Below are 26,222 nucleotides of genomic sequence, written 5' to 3' on the forward strand. Positions count from 1 at the left end.
CAGCTCTCTTCTCACTTAATAATTAGGAGGTAAAGAAATTTCACTAGTCTTCTTACTAGCTAAATCCAATTGATAGAGGTGATATTCAGGTTCATCTTCACCGAACTGTTTATCGACCATAAAGTAAACAGTTTGAAGGTCAGCGGCTATCACTGGGCGTGAAGTTGCTTTACCTAACTGTGTTAGCTGTGTTTCTTGATTTGAAGCAGGGTCGAATTGAAATAGCTCGTATTCAAAGATGCCATTTGTTTCAGAATTGGCTACAGCTTGGAAAATGATTTCGTTCCCTATAAAACTGAAATCATAGATATCTTCTTTGTAATCAGGATCGGAATAAACTTTCGCCTTGTTTGTTCCGTTCAATGAGATTTGGAAAATACGTTCTTTCATTTCAAACACATCATCAGCTGTTTGTTCCCCTTTATCATCGACCATTGCGACATAAGCATAACGTCCTTGTTCATCAACTTGTAAGGAATTCATTCCATACTCTTTCAGTTTCGTATGTTGAGTTTGCTTTTTCTCTTTCAAATGATATTCAAAAATGTCGATATCGTGCGGACGCTTTCCAGTGATCGGAGAGTAATTTTTAAAAGTACCTGCCTGTAAATAAAAAATAGATTGGTCATTTTTAGCTAATTCTATTTCGGTGATAAGTTGCTGCTCTTTAAATAAAGTTGAGATTTCTTCTGTTTGAATATTGATGGACACAACCCAGCTATATGGTGTTTGAGCCATATCTTTATTAGAAACTATGTAAACTAATTGTGATCCATCAGCAGAAAAACTTGGATCTAAGATCATTTTATCGTTATCGTATTGAATGAGTTCTTTTTCAAGCTTTTGCTTATCATTTTTAATTCGAAGAGATGGTTTCCCATCTGTAAAAGTAATATAAGCAATCGTTCCGTTTGACGAAACATCATAATGTTCGGCTAAGCCGTTTGTCTTTGCATGCTCTTCTTTTTGAAATAGAAACCCTAAGGCTAAAAGAAGAGCTAGAACGAGCAAAGCTGAGGCGATGATCCACGTTAATCTTTTTTTCATGTTGGTTACTCCCTTGTGAAAGTGTTTCGATTTCTTTTTTATAAAAAGAATTCAGGCGCAAAAATAAAAGTAGCTACTATTAGAGAAAGGAAGAATGGAATAATAGCGATAATATAACTAAAAGTTCGATTTTTGTTCCAGAGAACTAGCTGGAGTTTATACAATCCGCTCCAGATGATAAGAGGTGAAGCAAACAGCAGCATTTTTGGTTGTAGTTTTCCAAACAGGGCGAACCCTGCCCAAATAAAAAAGAGAGAAAACGTGCCAATGATAAGACCAGATGTAATGTTAATGAAGTGAATGGCTTTTTTGTCTGTATTCATCTTTCCTGATGTTCCGGTGAGGTTCGTTTGATAAAGGAAAAACACATTTGTCATAATGAGCAATATCGTTCCGAACGCTAATGAGCTGGACAATGTATGGTTCAAGCTGTTAGCCATCAAGTATTCATAGATCAGTACAAGCAAAGACATTACTAATAAACTGTTTTGATACCTCTTTCTAAGATGATTAGTTAATGGCAGTAAAGCAAGAATTAGAAAAGCTGTTCCACAAGCGAAAGCAAGCATCAGCCAAAAAATATGGGCATCTCCGTTCGTAAATAGTTGCATTAAATAAATAGTGATTGTCCATATTAAAGAAGCGAAAGCAAACGTTAAATACATTTCTTTTCGATACGGCGTGAACACTTGTTGTAATTCGGAACTGACGATCTCCACATTTCCGAATTGTTGAATCGCTAAGTTTTCGGCTTCTTTTAGTGGATAACCTTGCTTCAAAAGTTCATCTCGAGAAATTTCTAGGTGAATGAGCATTTCCTCGTACATGTCTTCTTTTTCTACTTGAGAGCAGTCGAGCTTGAAAACGATCTCTTGAGCAAATTGTTCAAGTCGACTACTCATGTCAAGTCACCTTGCACTTTGCGAATTAAATTTTCGACTAGATTCCAGTTTTTCTTTTTCTCTTCTAATTCGATCAAACCTGAAGCCGTGATTTTATAATATTTTCTTCGCCCAGCTGCTTTCTCCAACCAGTAGGATTCGATCCACTCTTTCTTCTCAAGCCGCTTTAAAGCGGGGTATAATGTACCTTCGCTCATTTCATATGTATGATTGCTTGAATCGCGCAAAATTTTGATCATTTCATAGCCATACAAGTCTTTTTGAGAAATGAGCGAAAGTAAGATTAAATCAATGCTACCCTTCATCATTTCTTTATCCATTGCATTCACCGCCTTTAGAAAGTATTGGAATAATTACATAGTAATACAATGTGCATCGTATTACAAGGTTGGTAACTAAAAAAAGGAGCCCTTTTGCTCCTTTTTTTAGTCATTTATTAGTTAGAAAGCTGCATGTTCTCCACTTGTGGAATAAAATCTTCTACTGATAAATCTGGATTCAGCGGCATTAGGACGTAACGTAAGCCGTCTTCATCCCAACTGACCGCGTTGATTTCTGCCGTGATCTCCGCTTTTTGTCCACGAACTGTAGTACCATCTTCAGTTGATAGTTCAACGTCTTTTCCTTCAGGTGTCGGAAAAACACTTAATGATACATAAGGTTCTTGATCTTTTTTGTATTCGATATTCACTTCTGTTCGGTTGATTTCGCCTTTTAATTCATCCGCTGTAATCGTAGTACTTTGAGCAAATTCTTCAGGGAAGATAAGAAAAGGTTGGCCAAGTGCTTGTTCTGCTTCTTCCATTTTAACAGGTTTTTCTGTTTGCATATCCTCTATAGAGTCAATTTTCACATCTTTAGGAATGTCTAAAGTGAATGTATCCTTTTTGAAAGAAGGGGAGAAGTCTACGTTTTTGTAAGTTGTTTCTGTACGCATATCTTCAGTAACCATCGTTGATTTTAATACAAACCACGTTTTTTGATCAATCCAAAGGTCGGTTTCTCCCATTAACGTATTTTTAGATTTTGGTTGTAATTTTAAATGTTGAGTGTTAATACCATTAATTTTTTCTTCACCTACGACTTTTTTGTCATGAGTTTCTTTCATGGCATCGAGCATGGCAATTACTTGGTCTTTTGGTGACATGTTGTCTGCTGCTTCTGTCATATCCATGCTGAGCGCTTTTCCTGTTGCTTCGTCGTACATAAGAACTTGTTTGCCATCATTGAGAGCAATCGATTTTTCCTTTGTCATTGCATTTTCAGTAATGATCTTCTTTTGGCCATCCTTGTTGGAAAATTCCTTTACAATCGCATGCTCGATTAACTTGTCACCTTCAAATACCTTCATTTCCAGATCGGCACTATAAGAATCAGGAGTGTGCTCCGACTCGATTACATTGGCAATCAGTTCATCAGCTGAGGCTGTTACTTTATTTGAGCATCCGCTTATAGAGCCTAACATAATAACGGCGCTTAAGCCGATCATTGTCCACGTTGTTTTTTTCATCATTATCAACCTTTCATTTTATCAGAATTTGTATAAAGAGAGCAGGCAATGAGCGTTCCGTATTCTGGTTCTGACCAAAGAGCGATAGAACCGCCATGCTGTTCAATGAGCATTTTGACAATGCTTAAGCCAAGGCCAGAACTTCCTTTTGCCCGTGCGTCATCACCTTGAACGAATGGTTCAAAGATTTTATTTTGCAGTGAGTAGGGAATAGCTAGACCTTCATTTTGAACGATTAAGATCGTTTCGTCTTTTCTCCATGCGTCAAGCTTTGGAGCGATTGGTTGAAACACCCAGTCAGGAAGAGGGCAATGAGCTTCGATGGCTGCTAATCCAATATGTCGATGTTCGTTCGTGTGACGGATAGCATTTGCCATCAAGTTGTCCATGATTCTCATCATTTGTTTTGGGTCGAGCAGGTAACTAGCATGTACGTTTTGTTCAGATAGTAAAGTAATGTTTTTATGTATGCATTGTTCTTCATATCCGGACAATAACATATCGAAAAATTCTTCTCCATCTACTTCAACAAGATTTAAGGTCGTCTTTGCGGATTGCAAAGATGTGTAAACCGATAAATCATCGAGCATTTGCTTCATGTACGCCATTTTATCGAAGAGAATCTTTTCATATTCTCGCTTTTCTATTTCTGTTAACGTTTGATGATTACGCAATGCTTCTGTATACGTTTGAATTGTAGTCAACGGCGTCTTTAAATCATGAGAAAGTGAGGCAACAATGAATTCTTTTTCTTGCCGTTGCTTGTTTAAAAGCTGATTGGATTCATTAATCTTTTCTTTCATTCGATTAAAATGCGTGATCAATTCACCGATCTCATCTTTATTGACAGCTAAGGTGCTGTCGGTGGCTTTTCCATCAGCAAATGCCGTCATTTGGATACTTAACTGCTTTAACGGCTTGTTTAATTTACGGTTGACCAACAATAAAATGAGTGTATAAAGAATGACAATAAACAAAGCTAGCAATACCGCCAAAATAAACGTACGATATTTCACACCTTCTACCCAATGATCTCGCCCGATCGTTATTTCATAAAGGCCGATAAGTTCTCCATTATGAAACAATGTTTTTTTGATCGTGTAGGAACGAGACTTTTTTTGTAATTCATTTACATGTTGGTATAACTTTTGACGGTCTGCAAAACTAGCATTTGTTGTCGCTGGTTTCAGTGATTCATATAAGATCAGACCATCTGGCCGATAAAGAGAGATCTTTCGGCTAGCGTTCGTCAGCTTTTTCAGTGATTCATAATATTCAGGTGTATGAAGCTGGTAGAAAGAAGGATCTTGCAAATGTGGTTCAATGGCAGCGATTCGATTCTCCACTTCAAAGCGTTCCTTCATAAACAGATTTTCATGATAGTTATTTAAGCTGATGTACAAAAGATAAAGGGTGATGATAGGAAGTAGTATCGCCACTAGAAACACAGCCATGAGCCAATATTTAATTTTCATGATAGCGGTTCCCCGATAAAGCGGTATCCTTCTCCCCATACTGTTTGAATAAATTTAGCGGAACGGCTGTTGTCTGATAGTTTCGTTCGCAAAGATTTAATATGGACAGTGATGGTATTATTGGCATCAATGTTTTCTTGTTGCCAGATCCATTGATAGAGGTCTGATTTAGAAAAGGTTTGAAAGGGATGTTTCACAAATAGAAAAAACAATTCCTTTTCTTTTGCTGTTAAAAGCAGCGGTCCATCTTGCAAATAAACAACTTGTTTCGTGAAATCAACCGCTAGTCCATCGCGATATTCGATCCGATTTTGTTTAGTGGACTGTTGATTAAAGCGGCGGTATCTTCTTAAATGGGATCGAATACGAGCGCTTAATTCTTCAAGGCTAAACGGCTTTGTTACGTAGTCATCTGCTCCGAGACCTAGCCCTTTGATTTTGCTGTCATCTTCATGTTTGGCACTAATGATTAATAATGGGACATCGCTTTCAAGACGAATCGCTTCGCACAACGAGTAGCCATCCAGTTCTGGGAGCATTAAGTCTGCTAGGACGAGACTATATGAATCTTGGCGAAAATCCTCTATACCTTCTTTGCCAGTCGAAGCCCAAGTGACATAATAACCGTTTTTACGCAAATGATCACATACAATACGGGCAATTTCATAATCATCTTCCACTAATAATATTTTTTCTTGTTGCTCCATCGTTTGAACCCTCTCTCTATTTCTATTGTAAGAAAAATGAACGGTCATCTTTCAAATTTAATATTCTCTTAATAATTTACACCCTATTTACGTTTGATCAATAGGGATAATAGGGAAAAAATCAGTATATATTAGAATAGATATGAAACAGAGTGAACGGTGCAAGGGAATAACTGAGCGACGCAACAATGAAAATTCCGGAAAATGAAGGAGGAATTTAGATGCGCGTACTAGTGTTAGGAGCAGGGTTAATGGGAAAGGAAGTGGCGAGAGATTTAGTGAACAGTGAACGAGTGTTGAAAGTGACACTTGCTGATATGGATATGGAGAAAGCGAAAAACATCCGTAGTAGCCTACAGTCGTCGAAGCTTGAGGTGGCATTTGTCAATGCGAAAAAAGAGGAACAGTTAATTCATATAATGGGCGGACATGATATCGTGGTGAATGCTCTGTTTTATTCCTTTAATGAGAGTGTGGCGAAAGCGGCTATTTCGGCAGGGGTACATTGTGTCGATCTCGGTGGTCATATCGGTCAGGCAACGGATCGGATATTAAAGCTTCATGATCAAGCAAAGGCAGCCGGGGTGACGATCATTCCTGATTTGGGAGTGGCACCTGGTGCGATCAATATTTTATCAGGGTATGGTGCTAGTCAACTAGATGAAGTGAAAGAGATAAAATTATATGTTGGCGGGATTCCGTTGCGGCCATCACCACCGCTTGAGTATAATCATGTGTTCTCGATGGAGGGTGTGTTCGATCATTACACTGATCCGTCCTTTATTATTCGTGATGGCAAAAAACAGGAGATTGCTTCTTTATCAGAAATTGAGACGGTTTATTTTGAGAAATTCGGCCCGTTAGAAGCTTTTCACACCGCTGGAGGAACGTCCACTTTAGCTTATTCTTATCCTGATTTAGATGGTTTAGAGTACAAAACGATTCGCTATCCAGGTCATGCAGAGAAATTTCAATTGCTTATCGATTTGAATTTAACACGCAACAATTATTTCGTGGAAATCAACGGTCAGCAAGTAAAGCCGAGAGATGTCCTCTTGAAGGTACTAAATCCGATTGTCGATCTAAAAGATGGAGAAGATGTCGTTTTATTAAGTGTATTAACGACAGGGTCGAAAGAAGGAAAAGCGGCTAGTTATCGTTATGAGATGATTACTTATAAAGATCAAGAGAATCATGTCACCGCGATGGCAAGAGCAACGGCGACTACGATTTCTATTGCGGCACAAATGATTGGGAATGGAATAATCACGAAGCGAGGGGTCTATCCTCCTGAACAGATTGTTCCTGGTGAGATGTATATAAAAGAAATGGAGAAACGAGGGGTAACGATTAAAGAGAAGATGAATGATAAATAGGGTATTTTGGTTTATCTTGCATTAACGGGCAGTAAGATCCCCGCTGAGCAACAAAATTATCTAGGCGGGGGATCAACTGTCCGTACACACTTTTTACAGGCTGTTAAAGAGTTGGTAGCTTTCTTTGTCGGTCACCTCGTATCATTTTCACCTTAATCTGTACATCAGGTAGCTTTAAACTGTTTTGTGTTAGTGGAACTTTCCCGTCTTCTTCTACTTTTGCCCATGCTTTAACATCCTCTCGATATAAAATTTCAGACAGTCGGAATAAGTCTGAGTTTGTTTTTAAGCCTTCTTCATATGCCATCATTACTTCTTGTTTCAAAGCCTTTTGAGCTGCTTGTTCTATTTCTTTCAGCTTTCGCTCGGTCACAATTTCTTGTAATAAGGCGGTAGCATTGATTGATAATTGGAAATGAACATCGCTTCCTTTCACTAACGGCTTCTTTTTAATTTTGACTTTTTCAACTAATACACTAACATTTAATCCTTTCACGTTAATACTGAGTTCTGCCCTTTTTAAATCAGTATTTAGCCACCTTAGTCCTTTGACTTTTTCGTAGAATATTATATCTTTTAATTTTTTTTCCGTTATCGATGCAATCCCGGCCATTTGAATGTTTGTTTTCATTTGCACGTCAGACTCCCATGACTTTTCTACTGTTTTTACATAGGGAATAAACGTTTCATGAGGCGGTTCATGTAAAGCAATTAACAATTCTCTCATATCAACGGCTCTAATCAAAGAGTTTTGTTCGTATGAAGCCTCTGGTTGGTTTAATTTAGTATAAGCTGTTGATGTTTCTAGAGGAGGGAGGGTAGTCATAATATCAAACACCGGGTCTTTTGTCGCGAAAATATATGTTTTATATCTAGTTTCACGGTAGCGATCAAACAAATCAATCGTTGCTTCTAACACCTTATTTTTTAAAGCGTCTTCCGTAAAAATAAGAAAAGATAAATGGCCCCAAAATAAGCGACGTTGAGACGAGCGGTAAATATCAAATAACGCTTCATTCAATGTTTTCCCTTTACCTCTGCCAACAATGACGGTCGCTTGTTGCACGCCACTTGTTGATTCAGACTTAGCAATTAAACTAGGATTAAGTATTTGCAAATAGGCAACGAATTCGCCATCTTTATAGTCGACGCCTAAACCTTGAATGTACACCATTCGTTCAGGTTCGTTAGCATCCCAACAGCCAGCTAGAGGAATCATCAATATGCATAGTAGTATATGTTTAACATGAAGCCTCATGAAGAACCTCCTTGTCTTATAATTGGCTTCTAAGCTGTTAAAGGGTTGGTAATCTTCTTTGGCTCTGGCCTCGTATCACTTTCACCTTAACTTGTATATCAGATGCCCTTAAACTGTCAGTTGTTAATGGGATTTTTCCATCTTTATTCATTTTCTTCCACGCTTGAACATCTTCTCGATACAAAGTTTCAGACAATCTAAAAAGGTCAGAATCGGTTTTTAGCCCTTCTTTATATACGGAGATTATTTCTTGTCTTATCACTTTTTCCGCTACTTTTTCTATTTCTTTGAGGTTTCGTTCTGTTACGATTTCTCTCAATAAGACGGTGACATCGATTGATAATTTGAAGCGAACATCATTGCTTTTCACTACCGGCTTTTTTTTAGCTTTGACTTTTTCAATTAATACACTAACATTTGAACCTTTCACTTTGATGCTGAGCTCTGCCCTTTTTAAATCATTGTTTAGCCATCTCAATCCTTTTATTTTTTCATAGGATATGACATCTTTTAATTTCTTTTCTGTGATTGATGCGATGCCGGCCATTTGAATGGCTGGTTTCATTCCTTCGTCAGATTTCCATGATTTCTTTGTTATTTTTACATAAGGAATAAGTGTTTCGCGGGGCGGCTCATTTAAGGAAATTAATAAATCTCTCACATCAACGTGCTTAATAAATGAACTTTGTTTGTATGAAGCATCTGGTTCATTTAATTTAGTATAAGCTGTTGATGCTTTTAAAGCAGGAAGGGTGGTCATCAGATCAAATAGCGGTTCTTTCGTTGCGAATATGTGTATGCCATATCTAGTTTCGCGGTAGCGATCAAACAAATCAATGGTTGCTTCTAACCCTTTGTTTTTTAAAGCTTCTTCTGTAAAAATAAAAAAAGATAAATGACCCCAAAATAAGCGGCGTTGAGACGAACGGTATACTTCAAATGCTGCTTCATTTACTGTTTTCCCTTTGCCTCTGCCAACAACGACGGTCGTTTGTTGCACGCCGCTTGTTGATTCAGACTTAGCAATTAAACCAGGATTAAGCATTTGCAAATAGACAACGAACTCACCGTCTTTATAATCGACACCTAATCCTTGAATATACACCATTCGTTCGGGTTCATTAGCATCCCAACAGCCAGCTAAAGGAAGAACCAACATGAGAAAAATGATGCATAATAGTATACGTTTAACATGAAGCCTCATGAAGAACCTCCTTGTTTTGTCTTGTCTCTAGGGTTCATGGAATTTGGTCGTTTATCATCCAGTCGAGCCGGTAACTTAATAAGAGTTTTTAACGTGTTTTTTAGGCTCATTTCACTAGCTACTTGTAAATAAGAAATGCCTAAAGAATGAAACTTAGCGATGTACGTACCTACAAAGAAAACTGAAACGAAGAAGCCGAATAAGCCGAAAAAAGCAACGAAAGTAATAACAAAAAAACGAATTAAAGCGACAGTACCAACTAGTGACTGATTGATTAATGTAAAGGTAGCAATCGTTGAAGCGGCTATGATAACTAGCATTGCTGGACTAGTTAATCCAGCGCGAATAGCGGCATCGCCAATAATTAATCCTCCAATGACGCTTAATGTTTGACCAACTGAAAGCGGTAGCCGCATCCCAGCTTCGCGAAATACTTCAAATAAAAGAAGCATAGTAAAGGCTTCTATTGCTGTAGGTAAAGGTACTCCTCGCCGTGATTCAACCACAGTAGCTAATAAAGTAAAGGGGATTTGGTTTTGATGAAAGGCGGTTAACGCTACCCAAAACCCTGGGAGAAATGCGGCAACAGCAATGCCGAAAACCCTTAATAGCCGCTCGAAAGCACCATATAAGTAATTTGATTCACTGTCTTCAGCTGTTTTTAATAAGAAGAACAGGTTAATAGGAGTAATATAAGCAAAGGATACACCGTCAATTAAAATCACAAAGCGACCACTTAGCAATGATTGCACAGCAAAGTCAGGACGACCTGTATAACCATGTCGAGGAAATAGAGCGAACGGATGATCATCATTAATTAACTCTTCTAGTTGTGTTCCGCTATATAGACCGTCTACGTCTATAGATGAGATTTTTGCTTTTATTTCATTTAAAGCTTCTGTATCAACGAGATCTGCCATATACAGAATAGAAAGTTTCGTTTTTGACCGTTTTCCTACTTCGAATTTTTCACTTATGAGACTAGTGGTACGCAATCTCTTTCTAATTAACGCTTGATTAATCGTAATATCTTCAATGAAGTTATCACGAGGACCTTTAATGGCAATTTCTATATTCGAATCTTCTGTATCTCGTTGAGGCCGATCAGAGATATCTACTGAATAAATCGTTTCTTCTGAACGGAATATTAGTAACAACTTACCTGAGAAAATTTCCGTTTCAGCTTCTTCAGTACTAGTAACGATTTGTAACGTAGGGAGTTGCAGTGCCTGTAACGTTTCTTCTGTAAATTCATTAGGCTGGTTCTTTAAAAAATCTGCTAGTTTTTTTGGCACCGTTTTATAGAGCATATCGATGTTAACGAGTCCAGTGCAATATATAAGAGTGATTGATTCATGATGAAATTGTAAATGAGAAAAGGTTACATCCGAACAATGTTTAAATGTTTCCTTTAAGGTTTTTTCATTAAGAGTGGATGGTAAAGTTTTTTTATTAAAAGTTGATGCCAATTTCTTTTCTTTAATGATTTCATCTAGCTTTTTCGTTTTTTTTAAAGAAACTTTATTAAACTTCATTGGATACCCCTCCGTTCTCGAATTGTTTGAAATATAGTGATTACCCCCATGAGGATGGAAAAGCTAAAGAAGAACCAAAAGGTAGTTGGTAATACATACTTTCTTAAATAGGAATTGAACTGAAAATCAGTGATAGGTGCAAGAACCATCGCACCGATAACAAATAGTAAAAGAAACAAAATAAGATTCTTTTTTTGTTTTTGAATCGGCAATAACTCTTTTATTAAAAAGAGTAATAAAGTAATTCGAATAAACACGCCTGAAAGCCATTGGTAAATCGATAAAAAGTCTACATGCTCAAAAAACTTTCCAATAGATACGAGACCCCATTCTTCAAACGGAGGAAATCTTTGTAGTTTCGCTTCTTCTGGTCCGAACTCTACAATCGCTCCAATTAAAGGTCCCATCGTTAATGCTGTTAATATGAAAATAATGACAGTAAAGTGACGGAATTTTAATGGGGTATTTAGCTTATGTTGTAGTAAAAGAAAGATAAAGATTTCAACCATACCAGACGATTGGTAAATAACCCCATCTAAAACAGGAGAGATACCATGTTCTAACATCGGTAATAGCAATGAGTGATTTTTAAACTGAAAATTAACGATGGCAACAAAGAAACCGAAGATGGTGATAAAGAATAAAAGGAATACATTTAGAATGTTAAGAGTTTGCATTCTTTCTTTAGCTAAATACCAACATATAAACAGAAAGAGAATCGTCAATAAAACAGGCGGGGTTTCCGGCATATAAGCGATCGTCGTCCAAGTGATCGTTTCTCTTAAGGCAATCCCGCACATAAATAGCAAATAGAGAATAAGTAGAAACACAATCAGATTCGTTGCTTTATTCCCTATTGTTTCAGAAAGCCATATAATAAGCGGTTTATTGTTTGTCTTTTTATGAATAAACAATAATAAAGGTACCCACATAAATGTTAGGAGCATCGTTAGAAGAACGCTCATCCAAGCATCTCGTCCTGCGACAGATACTAATGGAGAAATCACAAATACGTGATTTTTTAACCCAATTGCCGTCATCGCTAGCAATATTAGTTGTAATGGAGAAATCGCATCTGGCTTGTAAATAGTAACCACCTACAAAATGTTTGATAAGGATAGTTTTGACCAGAAAGGATGGAATATGTATCAAAAAATAAAATAATTCAGCATCCATTCAGAATTAAATAAAAATTCCGATAAAACTATAAAATTTTCTATTTTCAAAAAAGAAAAATATGTTAAACTAAAATAGATTTGGTATAAATATTACATAAATGGAGGGAGACTTGAGTCTCTCTTTTAAAAGAGGAAAGGTGATGGCGTTGATTACAGAAAATTTAGAAATTATAACGAAAAATTATATCGCAGGTGAATGGAAAGAACTTCAAGGGGAAAGCGTATCCGTGTATAACCCATCGAATATTTCCGAAAAAGTAGGAGAGATGCGCTTTTCAACAGAAGAGCAAGCATTTGGAGCAGTAGATGCTGCTCGCGAAGCTTTACCTGCTTGGAAGAAGAAATCAGGCAGTGAAAAATCTGCTGTTTTATATAAAATGGCTGACGTGCTTGAAAAATCGGCTGAAAAAGTCGCTTCATTAGCGAGTCGTGAAATGGGAAAACCAATCGGTGAAATGCGTGGAGAAGTGATGCGCGGTGTGAACTTGCTTCGGTTCTATGCAGCGGAAGGCGTCCGTCCTGATGGACAATTGATTCCTTCTAGTGAGCAAAATGTCGTTCAGTATTCAAGAAGAGTGCCGCTTGGGGTTGTGGCGATTATTACTCCATGGAATTTCCCAGTAGCGATTCCGATCTGGAAAATTGCTCCTGCTCTTATTTGTGGTAACACAGTTGTGTGGAAGCCAGCGGAACATGGGGTATTAACGGCTACGTTATTGATGGAAATATTTGAAGAAGCGAATGTACCAAAAGGTGTCTTAAACTTAGTCATCGGTAAAGGACGAGTGGTTGGGAATGTATTGCTTGAAAAAGCGGAAATTGATGCGGTCAGCTTTACTGGTTCTACGGCAACAGGTCAGCGTGTAGCGGCGTCATGCGCACAGCACAATATTAAGTATCAAACAGAAATGGGCGGGAAAAATGCCGCGATCGTGTTAAAGGATGCAGATTTAGAGAAGTCTGTTCCCATTATTTTAGGAGGTGCTTTCCGTTCAGCTGGACAAAAATGCACAGCGACAAGCCGCATCATTGTAGAAAAAGCAATTTATCCTCAATTTGTTGCAGCGATTCAAAAGGAATTAAGTGAAGTTGTTGTAAATGAAGCAAGTGAGAACCCGTATTTAGGTCCTGTTGCTTCGAAAAGTCAATATGAAACGGTTTCTGAATATGTAGAGTTAGCTCGTCAAGAAGCAAATGTGATCGGTGAAGGACCACTGCAAACGGACAAGCAAGGCTACTTCATTCAACCAATCGTTGTCGATGGCATTACAGCTGAGCATCGTCTATTCCAAGAAGAAATTTTTGGTCCAGTGGCTGCGGTCGTACAAGTAGAGGATTTTGAAGAAGCAATTGACGTGTGTAACGACTCATTATACGGATTAAGTGCGGCGATTTTTACAAACGACATGAACAAAGCGATGCGTTTTCTTGATGAAGTAGATGCTGGGATGGTGCGTGTCAATCAAGAAACATCTGGTGTCGAATATCAAGCTCCATTCGGTGGAATGAAATGGTCTAGCTCACACACAAGAGAACAAGGGCAAGCGGCATTAGATTTCTACTCTCAAGTGAAAACTTGTGCGATTAAATATCAGTTATAAGCAAGAAAAACTCCAGATGCTTAGTCTGGAGTTTTTACTATTTTTACCCGTTTCATTCGATTGTATTCCATTTCTTGAATGGTGAATTGGAGATGCTCATATTGTAATGTAGCGCCTTCTTTCGGTACATAACCAAACTCTTTCATAAGAAAGCCAGCTAATGTTCCTTCTTCTTCTGGAAGCTTCGTTTGAAAAGCTTCGTTCAAATGGCGGATAGAAAGCAGACCGTTGCAAATGATCTGGATGTCGGTCAATTGTTCAATGAGCAACTCATCATTTTGATCCGTTTCATCGGCAATCTCCTGACCAATCATCGCTTCGATAATATCCTCATGCGTAATGATCCCAGCTGTTCCTCCATATTCATCTAGAACAATGGCAAGGTGCTTCCTTTCTTTTAACATCTTTTTGAAAACTTTTTCAATGGGAGTCGATTCGATGACGAAAAGCGGATCGTTATCTGAGAATGTTTCTAAACTTTCTTCAGGTGTTAACGACCATTTTAACAAAAGCTTGGAATGAAATACTCCAACGATATGATCCATATCATTCTCAAATACCGGATATCTCGTATAGTTGTTAGCTAAAATAATCGCTTCTGTCTCTTCAAGTGTACTTCCAGCAGGGATACCGACAATGTCCATTCGCGGTGTTTTTAATGCATCATGTACACCCTTTGCATAAAAGTCAATCATTCCTTTAATTCGCAACGTTTCTTCACTATGAAATGTCCCTTCTTGAGAAGCAATATCCACCATTGTTTTCAATTCCTCTTTCGACAACGACGCTTGCTTTACTTGTCCTTTAGAAAGGAATGAAATCACCGCGCCTGTAAATTTAGAGAGTAGGAAAGTAAGTGGCTTTAAAAGAAGTACTAAAAGCGAAATGACAGGAGCGACCTTATAAGCGAGTTTATCCGCGAATGTAGCAGCAATTGTTTTCGGAAGGACTTCGGCAAAAATGATTAAGCAAACAGTCAAAATACCCGTCGCAATCCCGACATTAAATCCGTATTTTAGGGCAATGATCGTCACGAGTGTTGGCAACATAATGTTGGCGATGTTATTTCCGATTAGAATCGCTGTGATCAATTCATCTGGCTTCGAGACAAGACTAAGTAAGTGTTGGGATTTTTTATCGTTATTTTCTGCTTTTGTCTTCAATTTCATTTTATTGACAGCAGTAAGTGCGGTTTCACTACCGGATAGAAAAGCAGACATCAAAATAAAAAACAGGATAGCAAACAGCATGACAAACCTCCAATGACTATGTATATAAACTAATAGTGCTATTTATTATTATTGCAAATAATCGGTTATTGATAAACAAAAAAGTTTTATAAAAGAACGTGAAATCGTTTTGAGGCATATGATAAAAGTGCCTAGGAAGGGGGAATTTACTTGTCAAACTATCAGCAATTTATAGAAGAAGCGAGACAATGGTGTGAACAGGGAGAAGGCAAGGTTGAGGCTGAACGATTAATGAAATGGCAAGAACAGCTAGAGGAGTTAGAGACAGTGGTCGATCAACAGCTATTACAAAAAAGAATGGCTACTTTATATAGGGAATGGCAGGAATGGTATTATCACTTGAATAATGAAAGAAATGGTGGTCGTGTTCCGATCGGCGGGCATAAGCTGCCGCCACTACCTTATCGATACGATGCGTTAGAGCCGTATATTGATGAAGCAACGATGAGGCTCCATCATGATATTCATCATCAAAGCTATGTCGATGGCCTGAATAAGGCTGAAAAGGAAATGGAGAAGGCGAGACAAAAGAATGATTACGCCTTGATCAAGCATTGGGAGAGAGAGGTCGCTTTCAATGGAGCGGGCCATTATTTACATTCAATTTTTTGGAAAGTGATGTGTCCACAAGGTGGCGGTCAACCTACAGGTGAGTTAGAGCGAGAAATCAAGCATTCTTTTGGCAGTTTCCCTTCGTTTAAACAGCATTTTTCCGCAGCAGCTGAAAAGGTTGAGGGCTCAGGCTGGGCAATTCTTGTTTGGGCACGGCAAGCGAAGCGGTTGGAAATTCTTCAAGCAGAAAAACATCAAAATTTGAGTCAATGGGATGTCATTCCTTTGCTCGTTCTTGATGTGTGGGAGCATGCTTATTATTTAAAGTATCAGTCGAAGCGAAAAGAATACATTGAAAATTGGTGGAATGTTGTTTGTTGGGATGAGGTAGCGAAGCGACTAGCTGAGGCGAAAAATAAAAATTAAAACGTGAATCTTTTAAAATTTTACTTTATAATAGAGAAAAAATGTTTGAACTGCTAGAGGTGCCTTATTGTGGCTGAGAGAAAAACGAATGTTTTTCAACTCTTTGAACCTGATCTGGATGATGCCAGCGTAGGGAAGTAGTGGATGAGTATTTATTTCATTAACTATTGCCGGGTCCAGGTTTGATTGGAGCCGGCTTTTTCGTTTGGAAAGGGAGGATTGGAATGAATCGCGTGAACAAATTAACTTATATGGCCTTATTTGTAGCTATTGCTACTTATGCTTCTTCACTGATTTGGTTTCCAGCTGGAGTGGCGAAAGCGTACCCTGTTCAGCATGCGATTAATGTGATAGCAGCGGTGTTACTTGGGCCCATTCCCGCTGTCGTCATCGCCTTTGTGACGAGCTTGCTTAGAAATTTACTCGGGACCGGGTCATTACTTGCGTTTCCTGGAAGTATGATCGGAGCCTTTCTTGCAGGCTATCTTTACCAAAAAACGAACCGGATGTGGACAGCTTCTGTCGGTGAAGTGATCGGCACTGGGATGATGGCTTCCTTGTTTGCTGTACCTTATGCCAAGATCTTTATGGGAACGACGGTTGGCGCCTTTTTCTTCTTGCCACCTTTCCTTGTCAGTAGTCTATCTGGTGCTATCATTGGTCTTATTTTAGTGAAACGTCTTGTGAAGTTGAAAGTATGGAAAAAGTCTATTGCCAGCGAAGTGCAGCAGTAAGGTGGCAGCAATTAGTGCCACCTACTTTCGAGCTTAATTCAAAATGATTGCTTTTCTATAATATACGAATAGAATGAAGATAAGTGATGAGTAGAGTAACATTCGAAATCTATTGAAGATTCTATTCCTTTGTGGTACAACTAAGACAAGTTCAATTAAATAAGATTCACCACTAGGGGTGCTTTTGAAGCTGAGAGAGGTTGATGACCTTAACCCTTATAACCTGAACTAGGTAATACTAGCGGAGGGAAGCGGTGTTGTAATAATAGGTGCCTGCCATTTGGTAGCGTACTATGCGTGTTTACAGCTGCTTCTTTTCTAGAAGTAGCTTTTTTTGCATTCGGAGGTGAAAGACATGGAGGAAAAGGTAACGTTTCTTATGAAGCAAGTGGAAGATCGACAGGAGGAACTGATCGCCCTTGTAAAAACATTGATTTCTTATCAAACGCCGGCACCGCCAGCGAGAAATACGAGCGAGGCTCAACAGTATATCGCAAATTTGCTGAAAGACTTAGGTTTTTCGGTTGATGTGTGGGAGGTCTATCCTAATGACCCGAATGTCGTTGGTACATTAAAGGGGAGAGATGGAGAGAACTACAAAAGCTTAATTATGAATGGTCATATCGACGTAGCAGAAGTAAGTGCTGATGAAGTTTGGGAGACAAGCCCATTTGAGCCGATCGTGAAGGATGGAGCGATTATTGGTCGAGGAGCCGCTGATATGAAAGGTGGCCTGGCTGGAACTTTATTTGCACTTCAATTGCTACATGAAGCGGGGATTCAACTTCCAGGTGATTTGATTTTTCAATCGGTCATTGGGGAGGAAGTTGGTGAAGCAGGTACGTTAGAATGCTGTAAGCGTGGATATACAGCTGATTTTGCAGTCGTAGTAGATACGAGTGATTTACATATTCAAGGGCAAGGTGGAGTGATCACAGGCTGGATCACTTTGAAAAGTAAACAAACACATCATGATGCAACAAGAAGAAAGATGATTCATGCGGGTGGTCGTTTACATGCGGCTAGTACGATTGAAAAAATGATGAAGATCATTGAAGGATTACAGGAATTAGAACGTCATTGGGCGGTCATGAAAAGCTATCCGGGCTTTTTACCAGGGACGAATACGATTAATCCTGCAGTAATTGAAGGTGGACGTCATGCCGCTTTTGTTGCTGACGAATGCCGTTTATGGATTACTGTTCATTACTACCCGAACGAAACATATGAGCAAGTCGCAAAAGAGGTAGAAGATCATATTAGAAAAGTGGCAGATGGGGATATATGGATGAGGGATAATCCACCTATTTTTGAATGGGGAGGAACATCGATGATTGAAGATCGAGGAGAAATTTTCCCTTCCTTTGAGGTCGATCCTGATCATCCAGCTGTTCATACATTGATGCAATCACATGAAAGTGTTTTCACTCGATCGCCTATTTTAGATGTATCACCAACTGTTACAGATGGTGGCTGGCTTGCTAATGCAGGGATTCCGACAGCTCTTTATGGTCCTGGTGATTTAGAAAATGCTCACTCAGTCAATGAGCAGTTATCGATTGATCAACTTATTCAATTTACAAAGGTCATGATTCGTTTTATTTACCAATGGGGACATACAAAAAAGTAGTTGAAAAATACAGAAATTAATCATTCAAGGAGTGGAGAAAAATGAAATTTAGTGAAAGATTACATCAGAAATTACAGCCGATTTGGAGACAAAATCATAATCATCCGTTCGTGAAAGGAATGGGAGATGGCACGCTGGATAAAGACAAGTTTCGTTTTTATATGGTGCAAGATTATTTGTATTTAATTGATTATGCGAAAGTGTTTGCTTTAGGGGCAGTGAAAGCGAATGATTTGGAAACGATGGGGAAATTCGCGGCTTTATTAGATTCGACGCTCAATATGGAAATGGAGCTTCACCGTCAATATGCCGCTCGCTTTGGCATTTCAAGAGAGGAATTAGAGCAGGCACAACCTTCACCGATTACGCTTGCTTACAATCATTACATGCTGTCTGTTAGTCAAACAGGCGGATTACCGGAAGTGTTAGCAGCTGTATTGCCTTGTGCGTGGAGCTATTGGGAGATTGGAAAAGAATTAAATGAAATTCCGGGAGCTAGTGAGCATGAGTTTTATGGTAATTGGATTCAAATGTATAGCTCGGAGGAATTTGGTCAGCTAGCCATTTGGTGTATTGAACTTCTTGATCAACATACGGAAGGAAAAACAGAAGCCGAGCTTGATAAATTAGAAGAGATTTTCTTAAATACGACCCGTTTTGAATACATGTTCTGGGATATGGCCTACAAAGAAGCGATGTGGCCGGGGAATGAATAAACCGGTATTAACGTTTCAAGATGTGACCTTTTCTTATGATCAAAAGGAAGCGATTCTTGAGAAGTTAAATGTACAAGTGTTCGACCGAGAGTTCATTAGTATTGTCGGTGCGAGCGGTTCAGGGAAAAGTACGCTGTTTCGATTAATTACTGGCTTAGAGCAACCTAGTAGCGGGAAAATTTTAATTAACGGAGTAGAGCATAAAAGTCGATTAGGGCAAGTAGGCTATATGCCACAGCAAGATTTATTAATGCCATGGAGAACGATTTTAGAAAATGCGGCACTTCCGCTTGAAATTAAAGGAGAGTCTTCCCCGAATGTCCTTCCCCTTCTGGAAGAGTTCGGATTGAAGGGTGTCGAACAGCGTTACCCGAATGAGCTGTCAGGAGGCATGAGGCAGAGAGTTTCCTTTTTACGAGCGGTATTAAGTGGATCAAATGTGCTGTTATTGGATGAGCCTTTTAGTGCGCTTGATGCGATTACTCGGCTGTCTATGCAAGAATGGTTACTTGCACAATGGGAAAAGCGGAAAACGACGGTTTTGTTTATTACGCACGATGTCAATGAGGCGTTGTTTTTATCCGATCGTATTTTTATTTTTTCCGAAACGCCCGTACAGCAGTTAAAAGAGGTCAAGGTACCTTTGCCAAGACCGCGACATTTACAAGATTTAAATGCTCCGTCGATTCTAGAGTTGAAAGATCAATTAATTGAGCAGCTACGTCAGAAGGTGACAACGTGAAGTGGAGCAAGGAATATATGCCAGCGACATTATTAATCTTGTTGTTTTTAATAATTTGGGAAGTGATCGCTCGCTCGATGAATATGGTGTTTATTTTACCGCCACCAACCGGTATTCTCACTAAACTGTGGGAGCTGAAAATACCACTACTCACTGAGCATTTACCAGCTACTTTGTTGATTATTATCATTGGATTATCCATCTCGATCGTATTCGGCGTTAGTATGGCGATTTGGATGAATGCTAGTCAAGTAGCTGAAAGAGCGTTTTACCCAATCATTATTTCTTCACAAATGATTCCGGTCATTGCCCTTGCTCCGATTTTTATTTTGTGGTTTGGGTATAGCATTTGGAGCAAGGTTGTTGTGACGATATTAATCACCTTTTTTCCGATTACGGTCAGCACGTTTGATGGCTTGCGTTCGAGTAGCAAAGAATTGAAAGAGCTATTATTAACGATGGGGGCTGGAAAAAAAGAGATTTTCTTTAAGCTAAGCGTTCCGTCGGCGTTGCCTCATTTTTATTCAGGATTAAAGGTAGCTGTTACATTAAGTGTGATCGGAGCAGCCATTGGGGAATGGTTAGGAGCTCAAGCGGGGCTCGGTTATTTCAGTCGGCGGATGATGACTCAGTTTGACGGAGCGGCCGTATTTGCGCCTATCGTTCTATTATCAGCAGTTGGAATTATGATGTTTACGATTGTGAAAATATTTGAAAGACGATCATTAAAATGGAGGAAAACAGAATGAAGAAATGGTTATTAATAGCGGTTAGCATCGTTTTAGCAGCGATGCTGACAGCGTGTACTTCAAAAGAGAAGGAAGAAAAGAAGACGGCCTCAAATGAAGAGAAAAAAGAACTGAAAGATGTCAGCATTATGCTCGATTGGTATCCGAATGCGGTGCACAGCTTTTTATATGTAGCACAAGAGAAAGGTTATTTTGAAGAGGAAGGGGTTAATGTAGATATTCAATTCCCTGCGAATCCGACCGACCCTATTCAATTAGCGGCTGCTAGTAAAGTGACGCTTGGGATTTCTTATCAGCCGGATGTCGTAATGGCGCGTACCGATCAAAACATCGCAGTGAAATCTGTTGGGGCGATTGTTCGTTCGCCATTAAATCGAGTGATGTTTCTAGAAGATAGTGAGATTCAAACACCGAAAGACTTAGAAGGAAAAACGATCGGTTTTTCAGGTATTCCTTTAAATGAAGCGATTATTGATACGATGGTACAATATGATCAAGGCGATCCGAAGAAAGTGAAAATGGTCGATGTCGGCTTTGAATTAAATGCCGCTGTTGCTAGTAAAAAAGCGGATGCGGTCGTAGGTGCTTATGTGAACCATGAAGTGCCGTTATTGAAGCATGAAGGAATTGAAACTCGTAATTTTGACCCATCAAAATACGGCGTACCTAACTTTTACGAGTTGGTTGCGGTAACAAGTGATCAAACATGGAACGAGCAGCAAGATGAGATTAAGGCGTTTTGGCGTGCAGCGGAGAAAGGCTTTGAATTTACGGAACAACATCCTGATGAAGCGCTTCAGATTTTATTAAGCAAGCAAGATGCCGCGAACTTCCCGCTTATCGAAGAAGTAGAAAAACAAAGCTTAGATATTTTGCTACCAAAGATGAAATCTGAAAATGGATTTGGTAGTCAGGAAAAAGAACCTTGGGAAGAAACGAGCAAGTGGATGAAAGAAGCTGGATTGATTAAGAAAGATCCGAACATCGATGAGCTGTTTGTTAATATATCTGAGTGAACATAATCAAGCGGAAAGGATGTTAACAGCATGAATACATCTAGCATTGGAACGACATTGGAAAAATTACGTGAGCAGCAACCATTGATTCATAACATTACGAATGTGGTCGTCACGAATTTTACCGCAAATGGATTATTGGCACTAGGAGCATCGCCTGTGATGGCTTATGCAAAAGAAGAAGTAGCTGATATGGCACGAATTTCTGGTGCGTTAGTTTTGAATATCGGTACATTGGATGAAGAGAAAGTGGAAGCGATGATCATCGCTGGGGAAGCAGCTAATGAAGCAGGTGTTCCTGTTATTTTTGATCCAGTAGGTGCTGGAGCGACCACCTATCGAACGGAAGCGGCTCGTAAAATTGTTCGTGAAGTAAATGTGGCTATCATTCGCGGAAATGCGGCTGAAATTGCTCATGTGACAGGGCACCAATGGGAGATCAAAGGTGTTGACGCCAAAGAAGGGCAAGGAGATACGATTCAATTAGCTCAAGAAGCGGCGAAAAGCTTAGGAATGTCGGTCGTCATTACCGGCAAAACGGACGTCATTACGGATGGAAGCAAGACGTATTTGGTTCATAATGGCGATGCGATGTTAACGAAAGTGACGGGGGCCGGCTGTTTATTAACCTCGGTGATCGGAGCGTTTGCCGCGGTGGAAAAAGATATAGTGTCAGCTGCTCTGTCGGCTGTCGTCACTTATGGTGTGGCAGCGGAGCGGGCGATTGCAATGAGTGGAGAAAAGGGCCCCGGTAGTTTTCAAATCGAGCTTTTAAACAGCTTGTCGAAGGTATCAGCAGAGACCATTCAATCATTAGCACGGTTCGAGTAACGATCATTATTATTTGAGGTGAATCAACATGACAGTATATAAAGCATTGACGATTGCAGGATCAGATAGCGGTGGAGGAGCAGGGATACAAGCCGATGTAAAAACATTTCAAGAGTTAGAAGTGTACGGCATGTCTGCATTAACCGCTGTAACAGCTCAAAATACGTTAGGGGTTCATGGTGTGTATCCGTTATCTGTTGAAGCCGTTGAAAAACAGATCGAAGCTATTGGAGAAGATATGGGGACTGATGCTTTAAAAACCGGAATGTTATTCAGCGGGGAAATCATTCGCGCGGTGGCGAAGCAAATTGAAAAGTACAAATGGGAAAAAGTCGTCGTTGATCCAGTGATGATTGCCAAAGGCGGAGCGTCTTTATTGCAGGAAGAGGCGATTCTAGCAATGAAAGAAGTGTTGCTTCCGCAGGCGCTCGTTATTACGCCTAACATCCCGGAAGCTGAAGTTCTTGCAGAGATGAGTATTCATAATCTTGAAGACCGCAAAATCGCCGCCGAAAAATTATATCATGCCGGCGTGAAGAATGTTGTCATAAAAGGTGGACACGCAGATGATGGAGAAGAATTAATCAACCTTTTATTTGACGGAAATGAATTTACTTATGTCAAAAGTTCACGAATTCCCACGAAAAATACACATGGAACGGGTTGTACATTTGCAGCGGCGATGACGGCACAATTAGCGAAAGGTCAAACGGTGCAACAAGCAGTAGAAACAGCGTCTGCATTCGTTCATGTAGCGATTGAACATGAGTTGCATATTGGCGGCGGGCATGGACCGACGAATCATTGGGCTTATCAAAAGGGGCGTCAATAAATGGATCATTTAAGACAACAGTTGAAAGTATACTTTATTATGGGTACAGCTAATAGTATACGTTCCCCGAAACAAACATTGGAGGAAGCTATTAAAGGCGGCATCACGATGTTTCAGTTTCGGGAAAAAGGAAATCAAGCTTTAATAGGTGAGGAAAAACTTCAGTTGGCCAAAGAACTACAGGCGATTTGTAAAGAACATCATATCCCGTTTATTGTGAACGACGATATTGATCTTGCCATCCAATTAAATGCAGATGGCGTTCATATCGGGCAGGATGATGAAAGCGTGGCGGTCGTTCGTGAGAAATTACCGAATCAAATTATCGGTGTATCGGCTCACACGATTGAAGAAGTAGAAGCAGCGATTGCCGATGGAGCCGATTATTTAGGTATAGGTCCAATCTTTCCTACTAAAACAAAAGCCGATGCAAAGGAAGTGCAGGGGACGACATTGATTGAAGAAATTCGGGCAAAAGGGTTTACCATTCCGATTGTAGGTATTGGCGGAATTACCGTTGAGAACGCCAGTGCCGTTGTTCGTGCAGGAGCGGACGGCGTTTCGGTGATTACAGCGATTAGCCAGCATCAGTCTCCAGAGATGGCCGCTAAACAATTATGGGATTCAGTTAAGAAAAAAGGATAAATTAGGTAGTTGGTGTCTACAAAACTTTCTTTTCACCATATATTATCAGTATATGAGTGGTAGGAGGTTAAAAAAATGACAAGCCGACCTCAAAAGAAAAAGTCAGGCTGTGGATGTGGAAAAAAGAAAAAAGTATCTAAGACTCATTCATCTGCTCAGCAACAAGAAATGAATAAAAAAAAGAGATAGCACGACTTATTGCTCATTCAGGCTGTTCCAAATGGTTAACCTCTACTTGGGACAGCCTTTTGTGAAGAAAAAATAACGACACAAGGGAACTGAATTTTTGTCGAATAGCATGTATGCAGAAACAAGTATAATTTTGTCGGAAAATTTTTAGTGAAATCTTTGATCATTTCTTACATAATAAATAGGGGAGGGATGGTTTGTGAACAATTTGAGTATGAATATGAAAGAAATTGAGCTAACAGCAAAATGGTTTACTACGGTAACCAATGATCTGCTAATTTTATTAAATCAAGAAGGACAAATTGAGTACATCAATCCTTCCTTTGAGAGAGCTATGCAATATTCTTTGTCAGAAATCAAGAATCAGAGTTACTTAACCTTTGTTCACGAACAAGACCGAGAACATACATTTGAACATATTGAGTTATTAAAAAAAGATCAGTTTATCCCGTTTATTAACCGATATAAACGAAAAGATGGTACATATTATCGTCTGCATTGGGTTATGATGGCTGTTTCAGGAAGCGGTTACATTCAAGGGGTAGCTAAGCCAATTGAATATAGTAATAATCATGGAAAAGTCCTGTCTACTCGCACATGGTATAACTCCTTTTATGGTTATTCAGGAGAAGCCGCTCACATGTTTGATCTTGAGGGTCGAGTCATTGCTGCCAATACAGCGTTTGAAAAATTATTTGGATGGACAGCTGAAGAAATAATTGGTAAAGAATTAGAAATTATTCCGCCGGATCGACAATATGAATTTGATCAAGCGAAAGAAGAAGTTCTGAACGGCAGTCGGATTGTTAACTTTCAAACACTTCGAGTAAAGAAAGATGGTACGATTTTTCCCGTTTCGGTAACGTATTCGAAAATCTGTGACGATAGCGGAGAAATTGTCGCTCTTTCTGCAATCATCAAAGATTTAACGGAGCTCGTTAACACGCAGAAAATTGTCGAACAGCAAAGCGAGTTTATGGCTGAACAAGAGAAGTTGTTGAAGAATATTTCTGATAACATTAATGAAATCGTTTGTCTGTATGATATTCAAATGGGCAAATATGTTTATATTAGTCCTTCTTATGAACGAGTATGGGGGTTTGATTTACAAGAGGTGTATAAGGATGCAAACGTCATATTCGATACCGTTTATGAAGAAGACATTGATCAAGTTCGAGCCTTTTTTCTAACGCCTCATCATTACACTGCAGAATTAGAATATCGGATAGTGACGAACAGCGGAGAGGTGAAGTGGATTCGTACAAAAATAACACCAGTAAAGGATAACGATGGAACGATTGTCCGATATTTGAGTATTTCTGAAGATGTATCAGAATTAAAAGAAAGTGAACTATTAATAAAGAAGTCGGATAAGCTCGGTGTAGTTGGTCAACTGGCTGCTGGAATTGCTCATGAAATAAGAAATCCGTTAACGGCTGTCAAAGGCTTTCTACAATTACTAAACCAAGAAACGAAAACAAAGTATGCGGATATTATTCTTACTGAACTTGAACGAATTGAATTTATCATGAACGAGTTTTTAATGCTCGCTAAGCCTCATGAAGAAATGAAAATGGAAGAAAAAAGCGTCCTCGATGTATTAAAAGAAGTGATAACCTTTATGGGGCCTGAAGCGATCTTAAATCAAGTAGAAATCATTACGGAATTTACAGATGAGCCACTAATGGTGATTTGTGAACAAAAGCAATTAAAGCAAGTGTTCATTAATTTAATCAAAAATGCGATAGAGGCGATACCTTCGGGTGGACAGATTTTCATTCGAACAATGGTGAAGTCGAATGGATTTGTTTGCATAGAGGTGGAGGATAATGGGATCGGTATTTCAAAGGAGAGAATTGAACGATTAGGCGAACCTTTTTATTCTAGTAAAGAGAAGGGGACGGGACTAGGCTTGGTGGTGAGCTTTAAAATTATTGAAAACCACAAAGGAACCATTCAAATTTCTAGTGAAGAAGGAAATGGAACGACAGTACAAATGCTGTTACCGCTAGTGAAATAAAGACAGGCTAAACGAGTCAATTGTTTAGCCTGTCTTTATTGTTTTTTCTGCTAAAAGTTTTAGTATGAGTATGTCAATTTAACTCATACTAAAAATG

General features: G+C 39.1%; 24 protein-coding genes and 2 riboswitches. Of the genes, 13 read left to right on the forward strand and 11 right to left on the reverse strand.

Translation table 11 applies throughout. The features are described 5' to 3' along the window. Positions 1-15: 15 nt before the first annotated feature. The 6 genes from ACSVDJ_RS05790 to ACSVDJ_RS05815 all read right to left on the reverse strand — a co-directional run bounded on the left by ACSVDJ_RS05790 (position 16) and on the right by ACSVDJ_RS05815 (position 5,641). Positions 16-1,047, reverse strand: coding sequence for a TolB-like translocation protein (locus tag ACSVDJ_RS05790; protein ID WP_439169472.1), 1,032 nt, complete (start codon positions 1,045-1,047; stop codon positions 16-18). A 38-nt stretch (positions 1,048-1,085) separates the two neighbouring features. Further along, positions 1,086-1,949 carry a permease prefix domain 1-containing protein gene (locus ACSVDJ_RS05795; RefSeq protein WP_439169471.1) on the reverse strand — a complete coding sequence of 288 codons (864 nt, stop codon included), beginning with the start codon at positions 1,947-1,949 and terminating at the stop codon, positions 1,086-1,088. Beyond that, entirely contained in the window at positions 1,946-2,269 is a 324-nt protein-coding gene (locus ACSVDJ_RS05800) for a PadR family transcriptional regulator (RefSeq protein ID WP_439169470.1), read from the reverse strand. The genes ACSVDJ_RS05795 and ACSVDJ_RS05800 overlap by 4 nt, the downstream gene beginning before the upstream one ends. Before the next feature lie 116 nt (positions 2,270-2,385). After that, positions 2,386-3,462, reverse strand: a complete 1,077-nt coding sequence (locus tag ACSVDJ_RS05805) for a LolA family protein (RefSeq protein ID WP_439169469.1) — start codon at positions 3,460-3,462, stop codon at positions 2,386-2,388. Positions 3,463-3,464: 2 nt separating this feature from the next. Continuing rightward, complete coding sequence (locus ACSVDJ_RS05810; protein WP_439169468.1) at positions 3,465-4,934, reverse strand: HAMP domain-containing sensor histidine kinase; 1,470 nt, start codon at positions 4,932-4,934, stop codon at positions 3,465-3,467. Continuing rightward, complete coding sequence (locus tag ACSVDJ_RS05815) at positions 4,931-5,641, reverse strand: response regulator transcription factor (RefSeq protein WP_439169467.1); 711 nt, start codon at positions 5,639-5,641, stop codon at positions 4,931-4,933. The genes ACSVDJ_RS05810 and ACSVDJ_RS05815 overlap by 4 nt, the downstream gene beginning before the upstream one ends. A 221-nt stretch (positions 5,642-5,862) precedes the next feature. Here ACSVDJ_RS05815 and ACSVDJ_RS05820 point away from each other — a divergent pair, with 221 nt between their 5' ends. Next, on the forward strand, positions 5,863-7,017 hold the full coding sequence (locus ACSVDJ_RS05820) for a saccharopine dehydrogenase family protein (RefSeq protein WP_439169466.1): 1,155 nt from the start codon (positions 5,863-5,865) through the stop codon (positions 7,015-7,017). Positions 7,018-7,120: 103 nt separating this feature from the next. Here ACSVDJ_RS05820 and ACSVDJ_RS05825 read toward each other — a convergent pair whose 3' ends face one another. The 4 genes from ACSVDJ_RS05825 to ACSVDJ_RS05840 are packed head-to-tail and all read right to left on the reverse strand — an operon-like array spanning position 7,121 to position 12,111. Then, a complete protein-coding gene (locus ACSVDJ_RS05825) occupies positions 7,121-8,275 on the reverse strand; it encodes a Ger(x)C family spore germination protein (RefSeq protein ID WP_439169465.1) in 1,155 nt (384 codons plus the stop codon). Positions 8,276-8,312: 37 nt separating this feature from the next. Continuing rightward, positions 8,313-9,479, reverse strand: coding sequence for a Ger(x)C family spore germination protein (locus tag ACSVDJ_RS05830; RefSeq protein ID WP_439169464.1), 1,167 nt, complete (start codon positions 9,477-9,479; stop codon positions 8,313-8,315). Beyond that, on the reverse strand, positions 9,476-11,014 hold the full coding sequence (locus ACSVDJ_RS05835) for a spore germination protein (protein WP_439169462.1): 1,539 nt from the start codon (positions 11,012-11,014) through the stop codon (positions 9,476-9,478). Before ACSVDJ_RS05835 ends, ACSVDJ_RS05830 begins: the two co-directional genes overlap by 4 nt. Then, the gene (locus ACSVDJ_RS05840; protein WP_439169460.1) at positions 11,011-12,111 is read right to left on the reverse strand and encodes a GerAB/ArcD/ProY family transporter; all 1,101 of its coding nucleotides are present in this window, start codon (positions 12,109-12,111) and stop codon (positions 11,011-11,013) included. Before ACSVDJ_RS05840 ends, ACSVDJ_RS05835 begins: the two co-directional genes overlap by 4 nt. Before the next feature lie 221 nt (positions 12,112-12,332). Between ACSVDJ_RS05840 and ACSVDJ_RS05845 the strand changes: the two genes are divergently transcribed. Next, a complete protein-coding gene (locus ACSVDJ_RS05845; RefSeq protein ID WP_439169459.1) occupies positions 12,333-13,793 on the forward strand; it encodes an aldehyde dehydrogenase family protein in 1,461 nt (486 codons plus the stop codon). Between the two features lie 20 nt (positions 13,794-13,813). On the opposite strand, the gene ACSVDJ_RS05850 is transcribed toward ACSVDJ_RS05845, so the two are convergent. After that, positions 13,814-15,043, reverse strand: coding sequence for a hemolysin family protein (locus ACSVDJ_RS05850; RefSeq protein ID WP_439169458.1), 1,230 nt, complete (start codon positions 15,041-15,043; stop codon positions 13,814-13,816). Positions 15,044-15,193: 150 nt separating this feature from the next. Here ACSVDJ_RS05850 and ACSVDJ_RS05855 point away from each other — a divergent pair, with 150 nt between their 5' ends. From ACSVDJ_RS05855 to ACSVDJ_RS05905, 11 genes are all read left to right on the forward strand, one after another. Further along, positions 15,194-16,021, forward strand: a complete 828-nt coding sequence (locus ACSVDJ_RS05855; RefSeq protein WP_439169457.1) for a superoxide dismutase — start codon at positions 15,194-15,196, stop codon at positions 16,019-16,021. Positions 16,022-16,066: 45 nt separating this feature from the next. After that, positions 16,067-16,174, forward strand: a riboswitch (TPP riboswitch). A 71-nt stretch (positions 16,175-16,245) separates the two neighbouring features. Next, the gene (gene thiW, locus ACSVDJ_RS05860) at positions 16,246-16,755 is read left to right on the forward strand and encodes an energy coupling factor transporter S component ThiW (RefSeq protein WP_439169456.1); all 510 of its coding nucleotides are present in this window, start codon (positions 16,246-16,248) and stop codon (positions 16,753-16,755) included. Positions 16,756-16,919: 164 nt separating this feature from the next. Continuing rightward, positions 16,920-17,022: riboswitch (TPP riboswitch) on the forward strand. An 88-nt stretch (positions 17,023-17,110) separates the two neighbouring features. Next, a complete protein-coding gene (locus tag ACSVDJ_RS05865) occupies positions 17,111-18,385 on the forward strand; it encodes an acetylornithine deacetylase (RefSeq protein ID WP_439169455.1) in 1,275 nt (424 codons plus the stop codon). Between the two features lie 41 nt (positions 18,386-18,426). After that, positions 18,427-19,101, forward strand: a complete 675-nt coding sequence (gene tenA / locus ACSVDJ_RS05870; RefSeq protein WP_439169454.1) for a thiaminase II — start codon at positions 18,427-18,429, stop codon at positions 19,099-19,101. After that, entirely contained in the window at positions 19,094-19,843 is a 750-nt protein-coding gene (locus ACSVDJ_RS05875; protein ID WP_439169453.1) for an ABC transporter ATP-binding protein, read from the forward strand. Before tenA ends, ACSVDJ_RS05875 begins: the two co-directional genes overlap by 8 nt. Positions 19,844-19,860: 17 nt before the next feature. Next, entirely contained in the window at positions 19,861-20,592 is a 732-nt protein-coding gene (locus tag ACSVDJ_RS05880) for an ABC transporter permease (RefSeq protein ID WP_439169753.1), read from the forward strand. Next, entirely contained in the window at positions 20,589-21,608 is a 1,020-nt protein-coding gene (locus tag ACSVDJ_RS05885; RefSeq protein ID WP_439169452.1) for an ABC transporter substrate-binding protein, read from the forward strand. The genes ACSVDJ_RS05880 and ACSVDJ_RS05885 overlap by 4 nt, the downstream gene beginning before the upstream one ends. Before the next feature lie 30 nt (positions 21,609-21,638). Next, positions 21,639-22,439, forward strand: a complete 801-nt coding sequence (thiM, locus tag ACSVDJ_RS05890) for a hydroxyethylthiazole kinase (protein ID WP_439169451.1) — start codon at positions 21,639-21,641, stop codon at positions 22,437-22,439. Positions 22,440-22,467: 28 nt separating this feature from the next. Further along, positions 22,468-23,271 carry a bifunctional hydroxymethylpyrimidine kinase/phosphomethylpyrimidine kinase gene (gene thiD / locus ACSVDJ_RS05895; RefSeq protein ID WP_439169449.1) on the forward strand — a complete coding sequence of 268 codons (804 nt, stop codon included), beginning with the start codon at positions 22,468-22,470 and terminating at the stop codon, positions 23,269-23,271. Further along, the gene (gene thiE / locus ACSVDJ_RS05900; protein ID WP_439169448.1) at positions 23,272-23,916 is read left to right on the forward strand and encodes a thiamine phosphate synthase; all 645 of its coding nucleotides are present in this window, start codon (positions 23,272-23,274) and stop codon (positions 23,914-23,916) included. A 388-nt stretch (positions 23,917-24,304) separates the two neighbouring features. Next, entirely contained in the window at positions 24,305-26,125 is a 1,821-nt protein-coding gene (locus ACSVDJ_RS05905; protein WP_439169447.1) for a PAS domain S-box protein, read from the forward strand. The last annotated feature ends 97 nt before the right edge of the window (positions 26,126-26,222 follow it).

This window comes from Bacillus sp. Hm123, from assembly GCF_051842975.2.
In the GTDB taxonomy this organism is placed as follows: Bacteria; Bacillota; Bacilli; order Bacillales; family Domibacillaceae; genus Bacillus_CE.